We start from the raw sequence: 19,185 nt of genomic DNA, 5'->3' as shown, positions 1-19,185 counted from the left end.
ACCGGTATCGCAAAGTATATACAAAGCATATGCAGCCTTGGCAAACCCTCTTGTAAATCAATTCCTTGGGCGTCAATACCCCGCCGATCTCAGCCAAACCTTGCGATTTTGCGCCAGTTGCGCCAAACGCAAAGACGGACAGGCCCAACCGGAGATACAGCCATGCCCAACGCGAAAACGGTCAAGGATTACATCCGCACCATCGTCGATTTCCCGCATGAAGGCATCATGTTCCGCGATGTCACCACGCTCTTCGCAGACCCGCGCGGGTTGCGGCTGGCGGTGGATCAGCTGCTGCACCCCTATGCTGGGATGGAGATCGACAAGGTCGTGGGGCTCGAGGCACGCGGCTTCATCCTGGGTGGCGCGGTGGCACACCAGCTGGGCAAGGGCTTCGTGCCGATCCGCAAGAAGGGCAAGCTACCCGGCGCCGTGATCTCCGAGGAGTATCAACTGGAATACGGCGAGGCGATCGTCGAGATCCATGACGACGCCATCGCCCCGGGCGAAAAGGTCTTGTTGGTCGACGACCTTCTGGCGACCGGCGGCACCGCCGAGGCCGGGATCAGGCTGATCGAACGGCTTGGCGGCGAGATCGTCGGCTGCGCCTTTGTCATCGACCTGCCCGATATCGGCGGCCGCGCCCGGCTCGAAGCGCTCGGCATGGATGTCCACGCGCTCTGCGCGTTCGAGGGCGACTAGAGCTCTTCGTACCAGTCGTCGATAATCTTCACCGCCTCCTCGGCGGTCTCGACGAACTGAAAGAGGTCCAGGTCCTCGGCGCTGATCGTGCCCGCGTCCGACAAGGCCTCCCAGTTGATGATCCTGCGCCAGAATTCCTCGCCGAACAGCAGGAACGGAACCCGCTTCATCCGGTCGGTCTGGATCAGCGTCAGCGCTTCGAACATCTCGTCCAGCGTGCCAAAGCCGCCCGGGAAGCAACAGATTGCCTTGGCCCGCATCAGGAAATGCATCTTGCGGATGGCAAAGTAATGGAAGTTGAAGCATAACCCCGGCGTCACGTACTCGTTCGGCGCCTGCTCGTGCGGCAGCACGATGTTCAGCCCGATCGACGTACCGCCCGCATCGGCAGCGCCCCGGTTCCCCGCCTCCATCACGCCGGGCCCGCCGCCCGTGGCCACGACGAACTCGCGCCCATAGCTCTGCATCGACTTCTCGGTCAGTATCTTCGCAAAACTGCGCGCCTCGTCGTAAAAGCGTGACAGGCCCGCCAGCGTCTCGGTGCGCGCGGTGTCCTTGACGGCCGGTTCGGGAATGCGCGCGCCGCCAAACAAGACAACCGTGCTTTCGATGCCGCGTTCGTTCAGGATCATCTCGGGCTTCAGCAATTCCAGCTGCAACCGCACGGGTCGCAGCTCATCACGGCACAGGAAATCGTCATCGGCAAAGGCCAGCCTGTACGCCGGCGCACGGGTCTGCGGCGTGTCGGGCACTTGGGCAGCGGTGCTGCGGTCGGAATGCGCATCCCGGAACTGGCTATTGCGGTCGTCTTTCATCCTGCACTTCCCTGTTGGGTTCGTTTCCTCAGGCGTATAGGGTTCCGCACGATTTGCCTAGCCACGGGCGCGTGCGAAAGGGGTTGAAATGGACTGGAAAACCGAGATCGCCGCCGCGAAATTCCGTATCGCCCCGCACCTGCGCCGCACCCCTGCGGCCGAGATGTCGGGTTTCGGCCTGGACCACCCCATAGAGGTCAAGCTGGAGCACACTCAGCATACCGGCAGCTTCAAGCCGCGCGGCGCCTTCAACACCCTTCTGTCACAGGACGTTCCCAAGGCCGGGCTGGTCGCGGCCTCGGGTGGCAACCACGGCGCGGCCGTGGCCTATGCCGCCGCCAAGCTGGGCCACCGCGCCCGCATCTACGTGCCTGAAATGGCCGGCCCCGCCAAGATCGCGCTGATCCGCGACCAGGGCGCCGACCTGCACTTGGTCGAAGGCGCCTATTCCAACGCGCTGGATGCGGCAAAGGAATACGAGGCCGAAACCGGCGCGATGCAGATCCATGCTTATGACGCCCCCGCCACCGTGGTCGGCCAGGGCACCTGCATGGCCGAGTGGGAGGACCAGGGACTGAAGGCCGACACCGTCCTGATCGCCGTCGGCGGCGGCGGCCTGATCGCCGGCGCACTGGCCTGGCTCGACGGGCGTCGCAAGGTCGTGGCCGTCGAACCTGCAACCTGCGCTGCGCTGAACGCCGGGCTAAAGGCGGGCAAAGGCGTCGATGTCGAGGTCTCGGGCGTGGCCGCCAACGCGCTCGGCGCCCGGCGCATCGGCTCGATCTGCCTTGACCTCGCGCAGCAGAACGGCGTGACCGCCGTGACCGTGGATGACGACGCCATCACCGCCGTCCAGCACGCGCTCTGGAAAGACGCCCGACAGTTGGTCGAACCCGCCGGGGCCACCGCGCTCGCGGCCCTGATCAGCGGTGCGTACCAGCCCGACAAAGATGAACGGGTCGCGGTACTTGTCTGCGGCGGCAACCTCGCACCGGACCCGCTATCGGCGGATTGACGCCCGTTTTCCCACGGTGCCGGGCCGCGTGGGAACACTCTCCGAAATCACGGCGTTGAGGCTTCAGAGCGCCGACGGACATCCCGTCCGTACGGCAGATTATGTGAGTGAGGAGGACTACCCATGAAAAAGCGACTTCTGAGCCTGACCCTTGTCAGCACCATCGGCGCGGGCGCCGCGTTGGCCGATGTCGACGCGACCGCCGTGACCGACCTGAACCTGCGCGCGGGTCCCAGCCCGGCACAGCCCGTGATCGACGTCATCCCCAATGCCGGCGCCGTCAGCATCCAGGGCTGCATCGAAGCCAGCTCGTGGTGCGAGGTCAGCTATAACGGCACCCAGGGCTGGGCCTATGGCGACTATCTCGCCGCGTCCACCGATGCCGGCTCGGTCCGCGTTATCGAGAACCGCAGCGCCATGAACCTGCCGACCGTTACCTACGAATACAGCGAAGCCGATACTGTCGATGCCGGCGGCACCATCACCCCGCTGGCCGACAGCTATGTCGGTCCGATCGACCCGGTTCAAAGCGAAGTGGTCTACGTGCGCGACAACCCGATGGACCCCTATTACCTCGACGGCGAGGTTGTAACCGGCGCCACCCTGCCCGAGGTCGTGGACCTGCGCACAGTTCCGGACTCGGAATATCGCTACGCCTACGTGAACGGCGTGCCCGTGCTGGTCGAACCGGCCGAGCGTCGCGTGGTCTACATCGTACGCTAACTCCCACGAATTCAAGATGCAGTCCGGCGGGCGCCCCCAGAGCGGCGCCCGCTTTTTAATGTTCCCATTGCGCTTTCGCCGGTGAAGGCCCGGCGCAGCGCCGCATTGCGATCTTTCCCGTCCACCCGTATAGGGCATTCCAGCACAACACGACCTGCCACGGGAGCACGCCAGAGATGTCCAACGCACAGCTTGAAACAGCCATCGAGTCCGCATGGGAAAACCGCGATCAGATCACGCCCAGCACAGGCGGCGAAACCCGCGAGGCGATCGAGGATACGCTCAACGCCCTCGACAGCGGCAAACTGCGCGTGGCCGAGCGTCAGGAGAACGGCGACTGGCACGTCAACCAATGGGCCAAGAAAGCCGTGCTTCTGGGCTTCCGCCTGAAAGACATGGAACCCCAGGCCGGCGGCCCGCAGGGCAGCACCTGGTGGGACAAGGTCGACAGCAAGTTCAAGGGTTGGGGCGACACCGAATGGAAAGAAGGCGGCTTTCGCGCGGTGCCGAACTGCATCGTGCGCAAATCGGCCTATATCGCGCCCGGCGTGGTGCTGATGCCCTCCTTCGTGAACCTCGGCGCCTACGTGGACGAGGGCACGATGGTCGACACTTGGGCCACCGTCGGCTCTTGCGCGCAGATCGGCAAGGGCGTGCACCTGTCGGGCGGCGTCGGCATCGGCGGCGTTCTGGAACCGATGCAGGCCGGCCCTACGATCATTGAGGACAACTGCTTTATCGGCGCCCGGTCCGAGGTCGTCGAGGGCTGCATCGTGCGCGAAGGCTCGGTTCTGGGCATGGGCGTCTACATCGGCAAGTCCACCAAGATCGTCGACCGCGAAACTGGCGAGGTCTTCATGGGCGAGGTTCCTCCCTACTCGGTCGTCGTGTCGGGCTCGATGCCGACCAAGAACAACCTCAACCTCTATTGCGCCGTGATCGTGAAGCGGGTGGACGAACAGACCCGCTCCAAGACCGCCATCAACGAACTTCTGCGCGACTGATCCCTGCGCGGCACGCCCGGCACGAGGTCCTCATGGCCAAAGACCCTGACAAGAAGAAACCCCAGCAAGTCTTCACCCTGCTGGTCGAGATCGGCCGCAAGCAGGGCGACGGCCTGCCGGAAAAGGCCACGGGCGCTGCACTCGTGGTCTATGCCTCCGGCGTGGACGAGGCCGAGGCGGTACGCGAAACCGTGGCGATCCTGAAACAGGCCGACACCGCGCCGCTTGACGTGTCCGGCTATGGCACGCTCGACGAGCGGTTGGCCGAAGGCCACGAGATCAGCGACGACGAGACGGAATTGATGCAGCGCGCGCTGGATGAAAACGCTGTGATCGTTGCCCAGATGACGCCCTTCTACGACTGACCTTCCGCGCGGTTCAGGCCGCGCGGCTTGTCGCCAGCGTCACCGCTTCGAACGGTTTCAGCACCGGCCAGACCGGCTTGGCGTGTTCCGGCAGACGATTGCGGTCGAACGTAGCCAGCACACTTGCCGCGATGGCCTCGGGCTTGCGGCGCATCCGGCCAATGTAAAGGCTCTCCAGCGCACATCCCGCCGCCAGCACCGCTTCGTGACCCGGCAACAGCAGGTGGTGATAGGTCACCAGGTCCGGCCCCTTGGCCTTGAACGCCGAGCGGTCATTCACCAGGTGCCGCGCGGGCACCAGCACCGCCTCGCGGCCGAACATGTACTCCACCTCGCTGCCATGCATCACAAGCCGCTGCTGCGGCGAGACCACGATGTCCTTGGTCAGCTTGAAATAGGGCGCCCGCAGGCGGATGGGCCGGAAACTGCCGCGCGCGGGCACAGTCCGCTTGACGACCTGCAACACCGGCACGCGCTGGCCATCGTCCGTCACCACGACATCGCCGCGCCGGATCTCGCCCGCCGGGCGCTCCCCGCGATCGGTCATGATCGGCACCTGCGATGTCAGTGCGGGCAATGGCCCCACCGGCTCGATCTTGTCCGAAAGCGCGAGGAACACGACCTCCTCGTCGACCTCGAAATTGCAGCCATGCGCGAAGATGGCGTTCAGATCGTCCACCGGTAGCGGCAAGGTGGCATTCAGCGCGACACTCTCCACTTGGTCAGTCTCGGGCCGCTCCAGCGTCAGCCGCGCCCAGCCTTCGGCGCTGTCCCACGAATAGGTCAGCCGCAGGATGTCCAACCGCCCGTCGCCCTTGAGCGGCAGGGTCGCATGGCAAATATCGTCGCCTTGCGCGTTCACCAGCACGATCCCGCCCTGCGGCAACGCCTGGATCGTGAACAAACCGGGCATGGGCCACGTCCGACGGAACGCCAGCAATGTCTGCGGCCGGATCTGGGCCGAGATGCGGGTCTCGACCACCAGGCTGCCGCGGTGCAACACCCGGTCCGCGCCGGTATCCGTCAGCCGCGGGTCCGGTTTGAACCAACCGTCATTGAGATCTCGCAGACCGATCCAGCCCATTGTCACGCCGCCCATTTCTTGGACAGGATCTGCGCCTCGTAGCCGCGCAGTATCCGTCGTGCCGCAGGGCTGTACCCCTCGGCGGTTTCCGGGTTGATTTCGGGGAAAAGGGTGCAAATTTCTTCCAGCACCTCTGCCTCGAAACTGTTCTTGATCTGGGATCCGGGCAGGAAGCTCTCGGTCGGCAACCCTTCGGACACGATCACTTGGTGGCGGTCGAACAGCAGATGGAAGTAATCCACACTCTCGACCTCGATGCGCCGGACGCTCCGGTCGTTGACCAGGTCCTTGGCCGCCACCAGCACCTCGCGCTCGCCGAACAGCAGCTCGGCCAGGCTGTCGCGGATCAGCACCCGGTGCAGCGGCGACAGCCAAAGTTCGCCATGATCGCCAAACGTGCCCGCCAAGATGCGGATCGGTGCATAGGGTCCGGCACCCGCCACCTCGCGGTGGCCGACCCAGCGCAGCGGTTGCAGGCCGTCGTCTCGTGTCGCCACCAGATCTCCCACCCGCAGGTCTTCGACTTGCACCTCGCCGCGTTCGCACAGAATACGCGACCCGCGCACGAAACACGGGATCGAGTTCAGCGTGACAAAGCCCGTGTCGCTCTGCCCGTTCGTGCTCTCGACCGTGTAGGTGAAATTGACTTCCTCGACGTCGCCGTCCCCGACGACCGTGATGGTGCCGTCCGCGTTCAGCAGCACCGTCTGGCCCGTGGCCAGCGTAACAGTACTGCCCGCGACGACGTCCTGACCGTTGATCTGCGTGATTGTCAGTGCGCCGCTGGTGTTGTTGACGTCGTTGTCCAGGACATCCAACGTCTTCGCGCCTGTCGGAAACAGGTTCGACACATCATCCTGCGCCACCAGCGTCGTCTGCACGCTGTCGCCCGCGATGATCAGCGTCGAATCGTAGTTGGCGTCCGTGACGTCCGCGATCCCGATCCGGATCGAGTTCACGTCGCCCGAATTGACCGGGATCGTCAGCGTCATCGTGACTGTGAAACCGTCCATCTCGGTGTTGTACTGGTCCGAGGTGTTGTCGACGAAAAGGTTCGCGTTCGACCCGGCGTTCAGGTTGTTGGGGTCGATATCCCCGTCTCCCACGCTCAGCGGAACCTGTGTGCCATTGATCCAAACACCGACGAAATCCTGGAACGCGCCGGTCGCGTACTCGGGAAATTCCTCCGACGCAAAGACGAACTGCATCGTCATCACGTCCCCGGTCGGGATGAAATCGACGTCGAGGAAAGAGGCGTCGTATGTGGGCGCCCCCGCCGCCGCATTGAACATCAGGTCGTTGTTGGGACCGTTGGAACTGGTCGATGTCTCGCTGGACTGATTGGAATCGTTCGACCACCACCAGGTCGAATTGGTGAACCCATTCAGGTCCCCGGTCGAGAACATCACCCCGGTGTCCGACGGCATTACCCCCGGCGAGATCGAATTGCCTTGTGTGTAGATCCCCGAAGAGTCCTTGTCACCGGTGTAAGAGGCGCTGACCACCTGCACACCGTCACCAAAGATCGTCTCGGCCATTTCTACCGCCGACGCACGATCGTCTATAGGGATTTCAACGCCCCTGACCATACTGCCCACCTCATGTACGTCCAAGGTCAGCACACGCCAAGAATCGGCTTTTCCGGTGGTCCGGTCTGACACGTCGCGGCTTGTTTTTTTGTGCCTGCTAACGTGTCGGGCAATTTGCCCAGCTGCTCTTTTGCCCTGCCTCGGGTCATTTATTAAGGATCAACTAACACGTTTCTTTCGCTTTGTTAAGAATTTCCGTCATCGATCATGCCCCGAGGACAAACTTTTTTCCGGGCGCGGGTTTGCGGTTACAAACCGTGCAGGCTAGGTCTGTCGAAACGTCACAGGAAACCCTAAATGCTGCAAAACTCCGCCCCGACCGACCCCGTCGACCTGACCGCGCAACTGGTGCGCTGCGCCTCGGTCACCCCCGAGGAAGGCGGCGCGCTGCAACTGCTTGAGCGCCTGCTCGCCGACGCGGGCTTTTCCTGCACCCGCGTGGATCGCAACGGCATCGCCAACCTTTACGCCCGCTGGGGCGACAAGAAGGCCACCCGCAGCTTCGGCTTCAACGGCCATACCGACGTGGTGCCGGTGGGCGATGCAGAAGCCTGGACCGCCGATCCCTTCGGCGCCGAGATTCGCGACGGCCAACTTTGGGGCCGTGGGGCCACCGACATGAAATCCGGCGTCGCCGCATTCGCAGCCGCCGCCATCGACTTCGTCCGCGACACGCCTCCCGAAGGCGCGGTGATCCTTGCCATCACCGGCGACGAGGAAGGCGATGCACGCGACGGCACGCTTGCCCTGCTCGACTGGATGGAAACCGAAGGCGAGGCAATGACCGCCTGCCTTGTCGGAGAACCCACATGCCCCGAAACCATGGGCGAGATGATGAAGATCGGCCGGCGCGGTTCGTTGTCCGCCTGGATCACGCTCACCGGCGTGCAGGGCCATTCCGCCTATCCGCACCGCGCTTGCAACCCGCTGCCGGCAATGGCGCGGCTGGTGGATCGCCTGTCGTCGCACAGTCTGGACGAGGGAACCGACCATTTCGACCCTTCGACGCTGGCCGTGGTGACCATCGACACCGGCAACCCGACGACCAACGTGATCCCGGAGTCCACACGCATGACCGTGAACATCCGCTACAACGATTCCCATAGCGGCAACAGCCTGACGAACTGGCTGCAATCGGAACTCGATGACGTTTGCGCCGAGTTCGGCGTGCGCGGCGACATGCAGGTCAAGAACTCCGGCGAAAGCTTCCTCACCCCGCCCGGCCCTCTGTCAAAGCTCGTGTCGAGCGCGGTCGAGGCCGAAACCGGCGTCACGCCCGTCCTGTCCACGAGCGGCGGCACCTCGGACGCGCGCTTCGTCAAGGATCACTGCCCGGTCGTGGAATTCGGCCTCGTGGGTCAGACCATGCACCAGGTCGACGAGCGGGTCGAGGTGGCTCAGATCGAACAGCTCAAGGCAATCTATGCTCGCGTTTTGAAAGACTATTTCGCGTGATCCGGCGACAGCTTGTCGTCATGCTGAAAGACCCGCGCCCGGGCCGGGTGAAAACCCGCCTGGCCCGCGATATCGGCACGGTTGACGCAACCTGGTGGGTCCGCCACCAGACCGCCGGCCTGCTGCGCCGCCTGCGCGATCCCCGCTGGAACCTCGTGCTGGCCGTCGCCCCGGACGTTGCGGGCCTCACCAGCCGCGCCTGGCCTGCCGATCTTGAGCGCAGACCCCAGGGCCCCGGCGACCTCGGTGCCCGCATGGCCCGAGTCATGCGGACCCGCCCGCCCGGCCCGGTCTGCATCGTCGGCGGCGACATTCCCGGCATCACCCGCGCTCACATCGCCCGCGCCTTTGCCACGCTCGAACGGCAGGACGCGGTCTTCGGCCCGGCCCCCGATGGCGGCTACTGGTTGATCGGGATGAAACGCACCAGCGCCGTTCCCCCGAATTTCCTGCAAGGCGTCCGGTGGTCCACCGAACATGCGCTGGCCGACAGCAGGGAGACCTTGCCGGGCGCGCGCATCGGTCTTGTCGATACGTTGCAGGACGTGGATACGATCGAGGACCTGAAAGCACTGTGACCGGTTTCGCCACGGGCAAGGCCCGCGTCGACCGGCTGGGGGTTTCACCCCCAGACCCCCGAGAGTATTTCCGGCAAGAAAAAGAAGGTGCGGCGGGCCGCGTCGGCAATCTTCGCATGGAACGCACCCCACCTTCGTGCTAGGTGCCATTGCATGAGCGAATTGCCCTCCAAATCACAGGTCCTGCAATGGATCTCGGACAATCCGACCCTGACCTCCAAGCGGGACATCGCCAAGGCGTTCGGCATCAAGGGGGCGGCGCGGATCGACCTCAAGCGCATCCTGAAGGAGCTCGAGGCCGAGGGGCATCTGGAAAAGCGCAAGAAAACCTATCGCGACCCCGACAAGCTGCCACCCGTGAGCGTGCTGCAAGTCAGTGACCAGACCCCCGATGGAGAGCTGCTGGCGCGCCCGCTGGAATGGCATGGCGAGGGGGTGGAACCGGTCGTCCTGCTGATCCCCCGCGCCAGCGATCCCGCGCTCGGCCCCGGCGACCGCATCCTGGGCCGCCTGCAAGAGGTCAAGGGCGAGGCGCATCACTACGAGGCGCGACTCATTCGCCGGATCGGGACCAACCCGCGCAAGGTGCTGGGCATCTTCAAGAAAACCGCCGAGGGCGGGCGCATCCTGCCGATCGACAAGGGCGACGGCAAGGAATGGACCGTGACACCCTCCGCCACAGGCGGCGCCAAGGATGGCGAGTTGGTCGAGGCCGAACAGGCCGGGCCCAAGGGACGCATGGGCCTGCCGCAGGCCCGCATCCTGGACCGGTTGGGCGACCCGACCGCGCCCAAGGCCGTGTCGCTCATCGCCATCCATCAGCACGGCATTCCCGACGATTTCCCCGATGACGTCATCGCCGAGGCCGACGCACAGAAACCGCAAGGCCTCAAGGGCCGCGAAGACCTGCGCGACCTGCCGCTCGTCACCATCGACCCCGCCGACGCCCGCGACCACGACGATGCCGTCTGGGCCCATCCCGACGACGACCCCAAAAATGAGGGCGGGCACGTCATCTGGGTCGCCATCGCCGATGTCGCCTGCTACGTCACCCCCGGCTCGGCCCTCGATGCCGAGGCCCGCAAGCGCGGCAACTCCAGCTATTTCCCCGATCGCGTCGTGCCGATGCTGCCCGACCGGCTGTCCGGCGATCTCTGTTCGCTGCACGAAGGCGTGCCCCGCGCCTGCATCGCCGTGCGCATGCAGGTCGACGCCCACGGGACAAAGATCGGCCACCGCTTCGTGCGCGGCCTGATGCGCTCCGCCGCCTCGCTCACCTACCAGCAGGTACAGGCTGCCCGCGACGGCGACCCGGACGACAAATGCGGCCCCCTCACGGACGAGGTCATAAACCCGCTTTACGAGGCGTTCGCCGCCCTGCAGGAGGCGCGCGCCAACCGCCAACCGCTCGACCTCGACCTGCCCGAACGCAAGGTCGTGCTCAGCGACGAAGGCAAGGTCACCTCCGTCAACTTCGCCGACCGGCTGGATGCCCACAAGCTGATCGAGGACATGATGGTGCTGGCCAACGTGGCCGCCGCCGAGACGCTGATTGCCAAGAAATCCCCGCTCCTCTTCCGCGTCCACGAGGAACCGCCGCCAGAGAAACTCGACACCCTGCGCGAGGTGGCCGAGGCCGCGGGCCTGACGCTTGCCAAGGGCCAGGTGCTGAAGACAGCTCACCTTAACCAGCTACTGCACGGGGCGGCGGGCACGGACCACGTCGAAGTCATCAACCTCGCCACCCTGCGTTCCATGACGCAGGCCTATTATGCACCCTCCAACTTCGGGCATTTCGGCCTCGCCCTGCAATCTTACGCGCATTTCACTTCGCCCATCCGGCGCTATGCCGACCTGATCGTACACCGGGCGCTCATATCGGCGCATGGCTGGGGCGAGGACGGCCTGTCGAAATCCGACGAGGAGCGCCTGCAAAGCATCGGCGAGCATATCTCGGAAACCGAGCGCCGCTCGATGATGGCCGAGCGCGACACCAATGACCGCTACCTCGCCGCCTTCCTGTCGGAACGCGTGGGCGAGGAATTCACCGGGCGGATCAGCGGCATCGCCAAGTTCGGCGCCTTCGTCCGGCTGGACGAGACCGGCGCCGACGGCCTCATCCCGATGCGCGCGCTTGGCAACGAGTATTTCCACCTCGACCGCGACCGCGGCACCCTGATGGGGTCCGACACCGGCATGGTCATCGGACTCGGTCAGCGCGTCGTCGTCCGCCTCAGCGAGGCGGCACCTGTCACCGGCGGTCTCGCGCTCGACCTCGTGCGGCTCGACGGCAAGACGATCACGCCCGGCGGTTCGGACACGCCCCGCAAGGGGCGGGGACGCGGCAAGCCCAAGGGCGGGCGCGGCGGCCCCAAGCGCAAGCTGGCGCGCGAAAAGCACAAGTCCGACAAGACCAAGCGCAAGGTCTCACGCAAGCGTCGCTAAGGCGTTTCCGGGATGAATTGAAACGCTTTTCGCTGCCTCTTCGAACGCAGAAAACAATGCATTTTCATAACTGCCCCGGAAACGCCGCTAGATGCTCGCCAACAGCCAGACAATATAAGCAGCGTAGGCCGCCAGCAGCACGGCCCCCTCACGCCGATCGATCCGCGCGCCGGTAAAGGCGAACGCCACGAACACCACCGCCGACCCCACCAACACGGCCAGGTCCACCCCCGTGATCGGCAAGGGTGCGGCCATCGGCACCACCAAGACCGTCGCCCCCAGTATGCCGAGGATGTTGAAGATGTTGCTGCCGATGATGTTCCCGAACGCCACCTCGCCGTGCCCCTTGCGGGCCGCCAGCACCGAGGTCACTAGCTCCGGCATCGACGTGCCTATTGCCACCACGGTCAATCCGATCACCGCGTCGCTCATCCCCAGCATCTGCGCCAGCCCCACGGCCCCGGACACCAGGAACCGCGCCCCGGCCAGGATAACAACCAGCCCGATCAACAGCCCCAGCGCCGCACGGCCCGCCCGCACCGGCGCTTCGGGCAACAAATCGCCTTCCGCGGCATACACCTCGCCCGCCGCCGTCGGCCCCTTGCGCTCTGCCATGAAGGTAAAGGCCAGGTAGCCCGCCAGCGCGAGCACGAGCCCCAGCCCGGCCAAGCGCCCCATCTCGCCGCTCATTACCAGCGCCGCACAGACCAACGTCGCGCCCAGCATCACGGCCCCGTCCCGCGCCAGTGCCCGCCGCGCCACAAGAATGGGCGAGATCAAGGCCGCAATCCCCACGATCAACAGCGTATTGCCGATATTGCTGCCCACCACGTTGCCCAGCGCGATCCCCGGCGCACCGACCCACGCCGCCTGCAAGCTGGTCACCAGTTCCGGCGCCGAGGTGCCGAACCCCACGATGGTCAGCCCGATCACAAGCGGCGACACGCCTATCCCCCGCGCCAGTTGCACCGCGTTGCGCACCAGCAATTCACCGCCAAGGATCAGGCCTGCAAGCCCGGCGATCACGAAGACGATATCCAATTCAGGTAACTCCAATCCCGCGCATCAGACGCGTTGCAGCGAATCTGAGCAGGCTCCGTCCCAATTCAAGACGACACTGGAAAGATTTCGCTGCCGTGACAGGTTCATCGCGTCGCCTGCGGCCAAACTATGCTGACAAATCTTGTCACCATGTGGCAGCATACTCCGCGCCATGACCCGGACTGAACGCCTTTTCAAATTGATGCAGGCCCTACGCATCGTGCCGCCCCCCGCCACGGCGCAGGCGCTGGCGGACCGGCTCGACGTGACCGCTCGCACGATCTATCGCGACATCGACGCCCTTCGCGGTCTTGGCGCCGTGATCGACGGTGCGGCGGGCTTCGGCTACCGCCTGATTGAGGACGCCGCCCTGCCCCCGCTCAACTTTGACGAGGACGAACTCGAGGCGCTTGTGTTGGGCCTGCGCGAGGTCGAAGAGGTGGGCGACAGAACCTTGGCCGAAGCCGCGCAATCGGCGCTGGCCAAGCTGCGCGCCCGCCTGCCGCAGGCCCAGGCGCACCGGCTGGATCACGCCGTGCTCTCGGCCCGCCGCTTTACCCCTCTGCCGCAATCCGGCGTCGACACCGCCCGCCTGCGCCGCGCCACGTGGGAGGAAAAGACCATCCGTTTCGACTATTCCGACGCCGAGGGCCGCGAAACCACGCGCGAGGTCGACCCGTTGTCGGTCGTCCTCATGCAATCCTCGCTCTGCCTTCTGGCCTTCTGCCACTTGCGCGGCGATTTCCGCGCCTTCCGCCTCGACCGGATGCACGGGCTGGAACTGACCGGCGCGTCCTTCCGCCCCCGCCGCGCGATCCTACTGCGCGAATGCCTTGCCGCCATGACCTGCGACACGGCCTGAAGAACGGCGACACTTCGCCCGGCCCCATCATTGAACACTTTTGAAACACTCTGTTTCAGGCTATGCTCCAATCAAACCCATCCAAAAGGGGCGAGCAATGTTTGTCAGGTATCTCTTTCCAGTTCTGGGCGCTGCCCTTCTGTCCGGCGGCGCGGCGGCCACGGCCCTCGAATCGTCGATCCGGCCCGTCGTACGGCCCGCAGCGGCACAGGCGGCCACGCCGACGCCACAGGTCACACGGGTCGCCGTCTCGACCAAGTCCCTTCGCCCGAAATTGCGCCCCGAAGCCTTGAGCGAAAGCACAGGCGAGGCGCAGGTCACCCGCGTCTCCAACCCCGCCTTCGACAATTGGGTCCGCTCGTTCCGCGGTCGCGCCCTGTCGCGCGGGATCAGGGCGCAGGTCTTCGACGCCGCTTTCCGCGGCATCAACTATAACGCGGACGTGGTCTCGAAAGACCGCAACCAGGCCGAGTTCAAACGCCAGATCTGGGATTACCTCGACAGCGCCGCCTCGCCCGAACGTGTCGGCATGGGCCAAAACGCCTTGCGCCGCCACCGCCGCGCCCTGAACCGGATCGAACAGGCCTACGGCGTCGAGGCCGAGGTCGTCACCGCCGTCTGGGGCCTGGAAAGCAAGTACGGCACCCGCATGGGCGACATCCCCGTGATAGAGGCGCTCTCGACGCTGGCCTTCGACGGCCGCCGGGGCGATTTCTTCGAGAAACAGCTAATGGCCGCGCTGAAGATCCTGCAGAACGGCGACACCACGCCGCGAAACTTCACCGGCTCCTGGGCCGGCGCGATGGGCCATACGCAGTTCATTCCCACATCGTATGAAGCCTATGCCGTGGATTTCACTGGCGACGGGCGCCGCGACATCTGGTCCAATGATCCCTCCGACGCGCTCGCCTCCACCGCCGCCTATCTCAAGCGTTTCGGCTGGCGCAAGGGCATGCCCTGGGGCGTCGAAGTGCGCGTGCCCAATGGCGCCCGCTTCGGCAACACGAGCCGGATGCCCTCGCAATGGGCCGCGCAGGGCGTCGTCGGCGTCGATGGCCGCCCGGTGCGCGACTATGGCTCGGCCCGCATCCTGCAACCGGCGGGGCCTGCCGGCGCGTCCTTCATGGTCTTTTCCAATTTCGACGTGATCAAGCGCTACAACAATGCCGACGCCTACGCGATCGGCGTCGGGCACCTGTCCGACCGCATCAAGGGCGGCCCCGCGATCCAGGCCAGCTGGCCGCGCGGCTATACCCCCGTCAGCTTCGAGGAACGCAAGGAAATCCAGCGCCGGCTGAAGCAGATGGGCTATCCGCTGGAAAAGATCGACGGCATCATCGGGCCGAACACGTCCAAGTCGATCATGGGCTTCCAGCAAAGCGCGGGCATGAAGGTCGACGGCTACGCCTCGCGCGAGGTGCTCAACCGCCTGCGGTCGCGCTGACCACATGCACCCGCCCCGGAATGCGCAGCGCGCCGTCCGGGGTCTCGAACGCTTTCAAGGCCTCGCGCAGCTTCGCCGCCACGGCGGCATAGTCCTTGCGACCACCGCCCATGTCCTTGACGATCCTCCCGGCGGGCCCTTCGCGTGACGCGAAGGTCGCGTTCTGCTCAAGGTCGCCAATGGGCATCAGCGTGATCTCTTCAGTGGTCAGCCCGATCCCCTCGAACCCGGCCTGCCCCAGAATATCCCGCACGTAATCCGCCTCTGAAAATGCCATCGGCCCCGGCGCACGCGGGTCCTGTGGTGGGGGCGCGCCCACCACGGCCTTCGCCGCCTCGGCAGGGATGCGAAACCAGGGGTTGCCGTCCATCCCGGCCCAGCACACGAAGGTCATGCGCCCGCCCGGTTTCAACGCGCGCCGCATGTTGGCAAAGGCTGCCACGGGATCGGAAAAGAACATCACGCCAAAGCGCGACACCAAGTGATCCGCCGCCATGTCGCCGAACGGATGCACCTGCGCATCGGCCAAAAGACAGGTCGCATTGGTCACGCCCTCTGACTCCAGCCGCTCTTTCGCCAGCTCCAGCATCGGCTCCGACACGTCCAGCCCGGTCACGTGGCCGCCCTCGCCCACGAGCTCCGCCGCGGCGATCAACCCAGCGCCTGTGCCGCAGCCGATATCGACCACGCGGCTCCCGGTTTGCAGTCCTGCCCGCGCCAGCAACAAGTCCAGCACCGGCGCCATCAGCCCATCGAACATTGCCTGTTCACGCACCCAGACCTCGCCCGCCTTGCCCGACCAATGCTCGGCCTGCTCGGTATTGACGATCGCACTCATTTTGCGCGTCCCGCGGCCATCACGCACAGGATCTCGAACATGATCGACACGCCCAGAAAGGCCGTGTTCCCACTGGCATCGAACGGCGGCGACACTTCGACCATGTCGGCGCCCACGATATTGACGCCCTCAAGTTCCCGGCAGACCTGCAACGCCTCGTACGAGTTCGGACCGCCCACCTCGGGTGTGCCGGTCCCGGGCGCAAAGGTCGGATCTACGAAGTCGATGTCGTAGGACACGTAAGCGGGCTTATCCCCCACGATCTCACGCGCCTCGGCCATCACGTCGGCCACGCCTCGTTCGAAGAACTCCTCGATCAGGATCAGCCGGATGCCCTCGGCGCGGGCGAAATCGCGGTCCTCGGAATCGTACATGCTGCCGCGCAGCCCGATCTGCACCACGCGCTTGGGGTCCAGCAGGCTCTCCTCCACAGCGCGGCGGAAGGGCGTGCCGTGGGTGTACATCTGGCCGTTGAAATAGCTGTGAAAAAGGTCCGTATGGCTGTCGAAATGCACCATGCCCAGAGGGCCGTTTTTGGCGACCGCACGCAGCACCGGCAGGCTGGTCAGGTGATCGCCCCCCGCCGTCAGCGGCGTGATCCCGGCATCCACGACGCCTTGGTAAAAGTTCGTGATCCGCTCCATGCTGTCCGCGATATCAGCGGGGTTCGGCCCTACATCGCCCAGATCGGCACAATTCAGCGCCTCGAACGGCCGCACGCCGCTCACCGCATGCTGCGCCCGGATCATGGTGGACGCATCGCGCAACTGCCGCGGCCCGTGGCGTGGCCCGGGGCGGTTCGTCGTTCCGCTGTCCCAAGGCACCCCGATGATCCCCACATCCACGTCGCCATACCGCGCATGATCCGGCAGCAGATGCGGCAACCGCATGAAGGTCGGCACACCGGCGAAACGCGGCAGCTCGAACCCGGAAACGGGCTGAAAGAACGGGTCACTCATGGCTTTGTCTCCAATCTCTTGCGGGCCGTCACCGGCCCGTCCCCCTGCGCCTCGATCCGCGCGATGGCGTCTTGCAATGGCTCATAAGCGACGGCCATGTGATACGCATTGGCATGCAGGATCGTCTCGGGGTCAACCACCCATGCCACATGCCCTTTCCAGAACAGCAAATCGCCACGCTGCAAAGGCGCGTCTTCGGGCAGCGCCTCACCAAGCTCCGCCTCCTGCATGTCGCTGTCGCCGGGGCAGGCCACGCCGCAGGCCAGGCACCCGACCTGCACCAGCCCCGAACAATCAATCCCCAGCGCCGAGTTTCCGCCCCACACATAGGGCGTGCCCACAAGCCGCTCTGCCACGCCCACTGGATCGGCTTCGACCGCGCGGACCACGCGCAAATGCACCGCCGGGACGTACATCCGGCCCTCCGGTGCCAAGATCTCGGCCCAGCGCCCCTCGGTTCCGGTCACGCTCACCCAGGCCCCAAGGCTCAGCGCAAGATGCTCGGTCTTCGCCTTGAAATCCGGTTCTCCCAGCGCATAGGACATTCGCGCCTGCACCACATGGTTCGGCGGCCCTTTCGGCAAGGCAAGATCACCGGCCGCGATATACCCCGCATACCCATCGCGCAGCGCATAGCCAAAGACCCAGCCGTCCCGCTCTTCCAGCTGGCGCACACCCTCGCCAAAGACCAGTTCACGCTCGCGCTTGCCCTCCGGCTCCGACAGGATTGGCGTGACAGGCACGATCACCTGCCGGTCTTCGCCTTCCACGAACAACTCCGCCTCGACCTGCCCCAAAAGGCCCGCATCGGCCACGCGGCCGTTGGAATGCAGCCGCCGGCGGTCTGTCACAGCGTCAGGACCTCGGGCAAGGCCTCCAGCAGCGCCCGTGCACCCATACCGACCCCGCCTTTGGTACGGCCCGGCGCAGCACTCTGGCTCCAGCCGTATATGTCAAAATGCGCGTATCGCGTGCCACCCGCGAACCGCCGCAGGAACAGCGCGGCAGTGATCGCGCCAGCGAACCCGCCTTTGGGCGCGTTGTCCAGATCGGCGATGCCCGGCTCGATCATAGCCTCGTAGGGCTCATGGAACGGCAGGCGCCAGACCGGGTCCGCCACCTCCAACGCCGCCGCGTCCAGCGCGCCGGACAGCACCCCGTCATCGGTGAAATACGGCGCGATATCCGGCCCCACCGCCACCCGTGCGGCCCCGGTCAGCGTCGCCATCGAGATCATCAGGTCCGGTTCATCCTCGGCCCCAAAGCTCAGCGCATCTGCCAGCACAAGCCGCCCTTCGGCGTCGGTGTTGTTGATTTCCACCGTCATGCCATTGCGTGCGGTCAGGATGTCGCCGGGGCGAAATGCATTGCCGCTGACGGAATTTTCCACCGCCGGGATCAGCACCCGCAAGCGCACCGGCAGCTTCAGCGCCATGATCATACGGGCCAATCCCAGCACCGTCGCCGCGCCACCCATGTCCTTCTTCATCAGGCCCATGCTTGCGCCCGGCTTCAGGTTCAGCCCCCCGGTGTCGAAACATACACCTTTTCCCACCAACGTCAGGGTCGGCCCCGTTCCGCCCCAGCGCATGTCGATCAGCCGGGGTGCCTGATCGGCGGCGCGGCCCACCGTGTGGATCATCGGGAAGTTCTCGTCCAGTAGTGCCTCGCCGCGGATGACCTCGATCTCCGCACCCTGCTCCTTCGCAAGGTCAGCACAAGCCGCCTCCAGCTCCACCGGCCCCATGTCCGAGGCCGGCGTATTGATCAGGTCGCGCGTCAGCGCCTCGCCGGCGGCAATCGCCTCCAGCCGGGCCGCATCGACCCCCTCGGGGGCCACCAGCGTCGCCTTGGCGGGTTTCTGATCCTTGTAGCGGTCAAAGGCATATCCCGCGAACAGCCAGCCCAGCGCCTCTTCCGCGGCCCGCTCCGGCGCCAGCCCTTCCAGACGATAGACCCCCTCGGGCAGGCTCGCGGCCTGCCCGGCAAGGTGAAACCGCCCCCGCCTGCGTGCTGCCTCGGTACCATAGCCTGCCAACGCCATCTCCGGCGCGCCATTACCATCCGGCAACAGCAGCGACTGGCCCAGCCCGCCGGTGAATCCCGCCGCATTCACCCATGTCGTCACATTGGCGGACTGGCCTGACAGCCAATCCTCCAGCGCGTCCTGTTCGATCACGTGAAGCGGAAGGGCATCAGCCCCGTCCGGTGCAAACTCAAGCGGCATGGCGCATGTCCCGGGATGGTTTCGTTCCCGCTCAGCCTA

General features: G+C 65.4%; 18 protein-coding genes. 10 read left to right on the top strand and 8 right to left on the bottom strand.

Going from position 1 to position 19,185, the window contains the following annotated elements; all coding sequences use genetic code 11:
* Positions 1 to 162: 162 nt before the first annotated feature.
* Entirely contained in the window at positions 163 to 702 is a 540-nt protein-coding gene (locus C2I35_RS10915; RefSeq protein ID WP_103763089.1) for an adenine phosphoribosyltransferase, read from the top strand.
* Here the strand turns inward: C2I35_RS10915 and C2I35_RS10910 are convergent.
* Positions 699 to 1,517: an LOG family protein gene (locus C2I35_RS10910; RefSeq protein ID WP_103763088.1), complete on the bottom strand. Its 819-nt coding sequence runs from the start codon at positions 1,515 to 1,517 to the stop codon at positions 699 to 701. The two genes, C2I35_RS10915 and C2I35_RS10910, sit on opposite strands and share 4 nt — an antisense overlap.
* An 88-nt stretch (positions 1,518 to 1,605) precedes the next feature.
* Between C2I35_RS10910 and C2I35_RS10905 the strand changes: the two genes are divergently transcribed.
* From C2I35_RS10905 to C2I35_RS10890, 4 genes are all read left to right on the top strand, one after another.
* Positions 1,606 to 2,532 carry a threonine/serine dehydratase gene (locus C2I35_RS10905; RefSeq protein ID WP_103763087.1) on the top strand — a complete coding sequence of 309 codons (927 nt, stop codon included), beginning with the start codon at positions 1,606 to 1,608 and terminating at the stop codon, positions 2,530 to 2,532.
* A 123-nt stretch (positions 2,533 to 2,655) separates the two neighbouring features.
* Entirely contained in the window at positions 2,656 to 3,255 is a 600-nt protein-coding gene (locus tag C2I35_RS10900) for a DUF1236 domain-containing protein (RefSeq protein WP_103763086.1), read from the top strand.
* Positions 3,256 to 3,431: 176 nt separating this feature from the next.
* Complete coding sequence (dapD, locus tag C2I35_RS10895; RefSeq protein WP_103763085.1) at positions 3,432 to 4,259, top strand: 2,3,4,5-tetrahydropyridine-2,6-dicarboxylate N-succinyltransferase; 828 nt, start codon at positions 3,432 to 3,434, stop codon at positions 4,257 to 4,259.
* A gap of 32 nt (positions 4,260 to 4,291) precedes the next feature.
* On the top strand, positions 4,292 to 4,624 hold the full coding sequence (locus C2I35_RS10890) for a DUF8846 family protein (RefSeq protein ID WP_103763084.1): 333 nt from the start codon (positions 4,292 to 4,294) through the stop codon (positions 4,622 to 4,624).
* A 13-nt stretch (positions 4,625 to 4,637) separates the two neighbouring features.
* Here the strand turns inward: C2I35_RS10890 and C2I35_RS10885 are convergent, their stop codons facing one another.
* Both C2I35_RS10885 and C2I35_RS10880 read right to left on the bottom strand, forming a co-directional pair.
* Positions 4,638 to 5,708, bottom strand: coding sequence for a Hint domain-containing protein (locus tag C2I35_RS10885; protein WP_103763425.1), 1,071 nt, complete (start codon positions 5,706 to 5,708; stop codon positions 4,638 to 4,640).
* A gap of 2 nt (positions 5,709 to 5,710) precedes the next feature.
* Entirely contained in the window at positions 5,711 to 7,297 is a 1,587-nt protein-coding gene (locus C2I35_RS10880) for a Hint domain-containing protein (protein WP_103763083.1), read from the bottom strand.
* Positions 7,298 to 7,594: 297 nt separating this feature from the next.
* Between C2I35_RS10880 and dapE the strand changes: the two genes are divergently transcribed.
* The 3 genes from dapE to rnr all read left to right on the top strand — a co-directional run bounded on the left by dapE (position 7,595) and on the right by rnr (position 11,775).
* Entirely contained in the window at positions 7,595 to 8,752 is a 1,158-nt protein-coding gene (dapE, locus tag C2I35_RS10875; RefSeq protein WP_103763082.1) for a succinyl-diaminopimelate desuccinylase, read from the top strand.
* Entirely contained in the window at positions 8,752 to 9,330 is a 579-nt protein-coding gene (locus C2I35_RS10870) for a TIGR04282 family arsenosugar biosynthesis glycosyltransferase (RefSeq protein WP_103763424.1), read from the top strand. Before dapE ends, C2I35_RS10870 begins: the two co-directional genes overlap by 1 nt.
* Before the next feature lie 153 nt (positions 9,331 to 9,483).
* Positions 9,484 to 11,775 carry a ribonuclease R gene (gene rnr, locus C2I35_RS10865; RefSeq protein ID WP_103763081.1) on the top strand — a complete coding sequence of 764 codons (2,292 nt, stop codon included), beginning with the start codon at positions 9,484 to 9,486 and terminating at the stop codon, positions 11,773 to 11,775.
* A gap of 87 nt (positions 11,776 to 11,862) precedes the next feature.
* Here the strand turns inward: rnr and C2I35_RS10860 are convergent, their stop codons facing one another.
* On the bottom strand, positions 11,863 to 12,816 hold the full coding sequence (locus tag C2I35_RS10860; protein WP_103763080.1) for a calcium/sodium antiporter: 954 nt from the start codon (positions 12,814 to 12,816) through the stop codon (positions 11,863 to 11,865).
* A gap of 172 nt (positions 12,817 to 12,988) precedes the next feature.
* On the opposite strand from C2I35_RS10860, the gene C2I35_RS10855 reads away from it, so the two are divergent.
* The gene (locus tag C2I35_RS10855; protein WP_103763079.1) at positions 12,989 to 13,678 is read left to right on the top strand and encodes a helix-turn-helix transcriptional regulator; all 690 of its coding nucleotides are present in this window, start codon (positions 12,989 to 12,991) and stop codon (positions 13,676 to 13,678) included.
* Positions 13,679 to 13,775: 97 nt separating this feature from the next.
* Positions 13,776 to 15,122, top strand: a complete 1,347-nt coding sequence (locus tag C2I35_RS10850; RefSeq protein WP_103763078.1) for a lytic murein transglycosylase — start codon at positions 13,776 to 13,778, stop codon at positions 15,120 to 15,122.
* Here the strand turns inward: C2I35_RS10850 and C2I35_RS10845 are convergent.
* Genes C2I35_RS10845 through C2I35_RS10830 form a run of 4 tightly spaced genes read right to left on the bottom strand, consistent with a single transcriptional unit; the run spans position 15,100 to position 19,146 of the window.
* A complete protein-coding gene (locus C2I35_RS10845) occupies positions 15,100 to 15,960 on the bottom strand; it encodes a class I SAM-dependent methyltransferase (protein ID WP_103763077.1) in 861 nt (286 codons plus the stop codon). The genes C2I35_RS10850 and C2I35_RS10845 overlap by 23 nt on opposite strands.
* On the bottom strand, positions 15,957 to 16,919 hold the full coding sequence (gene speB / locus C2I35_RS10840) for an agmatinase (protein ID WP_103763076.1): 963 nt from the start codon (positions 16,917 to 16,919) through the stop codon (positions 15,957 to 15,959). The genes C2I35_RS10845 and speB overlap by 4 nt, the downstream gene beginning before the upstream one ends.
* The gene (locus C2I35_RS10835; RefSeq protein WP_103763075.1) at positions 16,916 to 17,770 is read right to left on the bottom strand and encodes a C40 family peptidase; all 855 of its coding nucleotides are present in this window, start codon (positions 17,768 to 17,770) and stop codon (positions 16,916 to 16,918) included. Before C2I35_RS10835 ends, speB begins: the two co-directional genes overlap by 4 nt.
* Positions 17,767 to 19,146 carry a leucyl aminopeptidase family protein gene (locus tag C2I35_RS10830; protein ID WP_103763074.1) on the bottom strand — a complete coding sequence of 460 codons (1,380 nt, stop codon included), beginning with the start codon at positions 19,144 to 19,146 and terminating at the stop codon, positions 17,767 to 17,769. Before C2I35_RS10830 ends, C2I35_RS10835 begins: the two co-directional genes overlap by 4 nt.
* Between the last annotated feature and the right edge of the window lie 39 nt (positions 19,147 to 19,185).

The organism is Roseovarius confluentis (genome assembly GCF_002917925.1).
Lineage (GTDB): Bacteria > Pseudomonadota > Alphaproteobacteria > Rhodobacterales > Rhodobacteraceae > Roseovarius > Roseovarius confluentis.
Note: the sequence above shows the minus strand (reverse complement) of the source record. Positions and strands in the feature narration are given on the sequence as shown.

Excerpts from the sequence above, each read along its gene's own strand:
- C2I35_RS10915 (WP_103763089.1), top strand. The coding sequence starts at position 163 with ATGCCCAACGCGAAAACGGTCAAGGATTACATCCGCACCATCGTCGAT.
- C2I35_RS10910 (WP_103763088.1), bottom strand. The coding sequence starts at position 1,517 with ATGAAAGACGACCGCAATAGCCAGTTCCGGGATGCGCATTCCGACCGC.
- C2I35_RS10905 (WP_103763087.1), top strand. The coding sequence starts at position 1,606 with ATGGACTGGAAAACCGAGATCGCCGCCGCGAAATTCCGTATCGCCCCG.
- C2I35_RS10900 (WP_103763086.1), top strand. The coding sequence starts at position 2,656 with ATGAAAAAGCGACTTCTGAGCCTGACCCTTGTCAGCACCATCGGCGCG.
- dapD (WP_103763085.1), top strand. The coding sequence starts at position 3,432 with ATGTCCAACGCACAGCTTGAAACAGCCATCGAGTCCGCATGGGAAAAC.
- C2I35_RS10890 (WP_103763084.1), top strand. The coding sequence starts at position 4,292 with ATGGCCAAAGACCCTGACAAGAAGAAACCCCAGCAAGTCTTCACCCTG.
- C2I35_RS10885 (WP_103763425.1), bottom strand. The coding sequence starts at position 5,708 with ATGGGCTGGATCGGTCTGCGAGATCTCAATGACGGTTGGTTCAAACCG.
- C2I35_RS10880 (WP_103763083.1), bottom strand. The coding sequence starts at position 7,297 with ATGGTCAGGGGCGTTGAAATCCCTATAGACGATCGTGCGTCGGCGGTA.
- dapE (WP_103763082.1), top strand. The coding sequence starts at position 7,595 with ATGCTGCAAAACTCCGCCCCGACCGACCCCGTCGACCTGACCGCGCAA.
- rnr (WP_103763081.1), top strand. The coding sequence starts at position 9,484 with ATGAGCGAATTGCCCTCCAAATCACAGGTCCTGCAATGGATCTCGGAC.
- C2I35_RS10855 (WP_103763079.1), top strand. The coding sequence starts at position 12,989 with ATGACCCGGACTGAACGCCTTTTCAAATTGATGCAGGCCCTACGCATC.
- C2I35_RS10850 (WP_103763078.1), top strand. The coding sequence starts at position 13,776 with ATGTTTGTCAGGTATCTCTTTCCAGTTCTGGGCGCTGCCCTTCTGTCC.
- C2I35_RS10845 (WP_103763077.1), bottom strand. The coding sequence starts at position 15,960 with ATGAGTGCGATCGTCAATACCGAGCAGGCCGAGCATTGGTCGGGCAAG.
- speB (WP_103763076.1), bottom strand. The coding sequence starts at position 16,919 with ATGAGTGACCCGTTCTTTCAGCCCGTTTCCGGGTTCGAGCTGCCGCGT.
- C2I35_RS10830 (WP_103763074.1), bottom strand. The coding sequence starts at position 19,146 with ATGCCGCTTGAGTTTGCACCGGACGGGGCTGATGCCCTTCCGCTTCAC.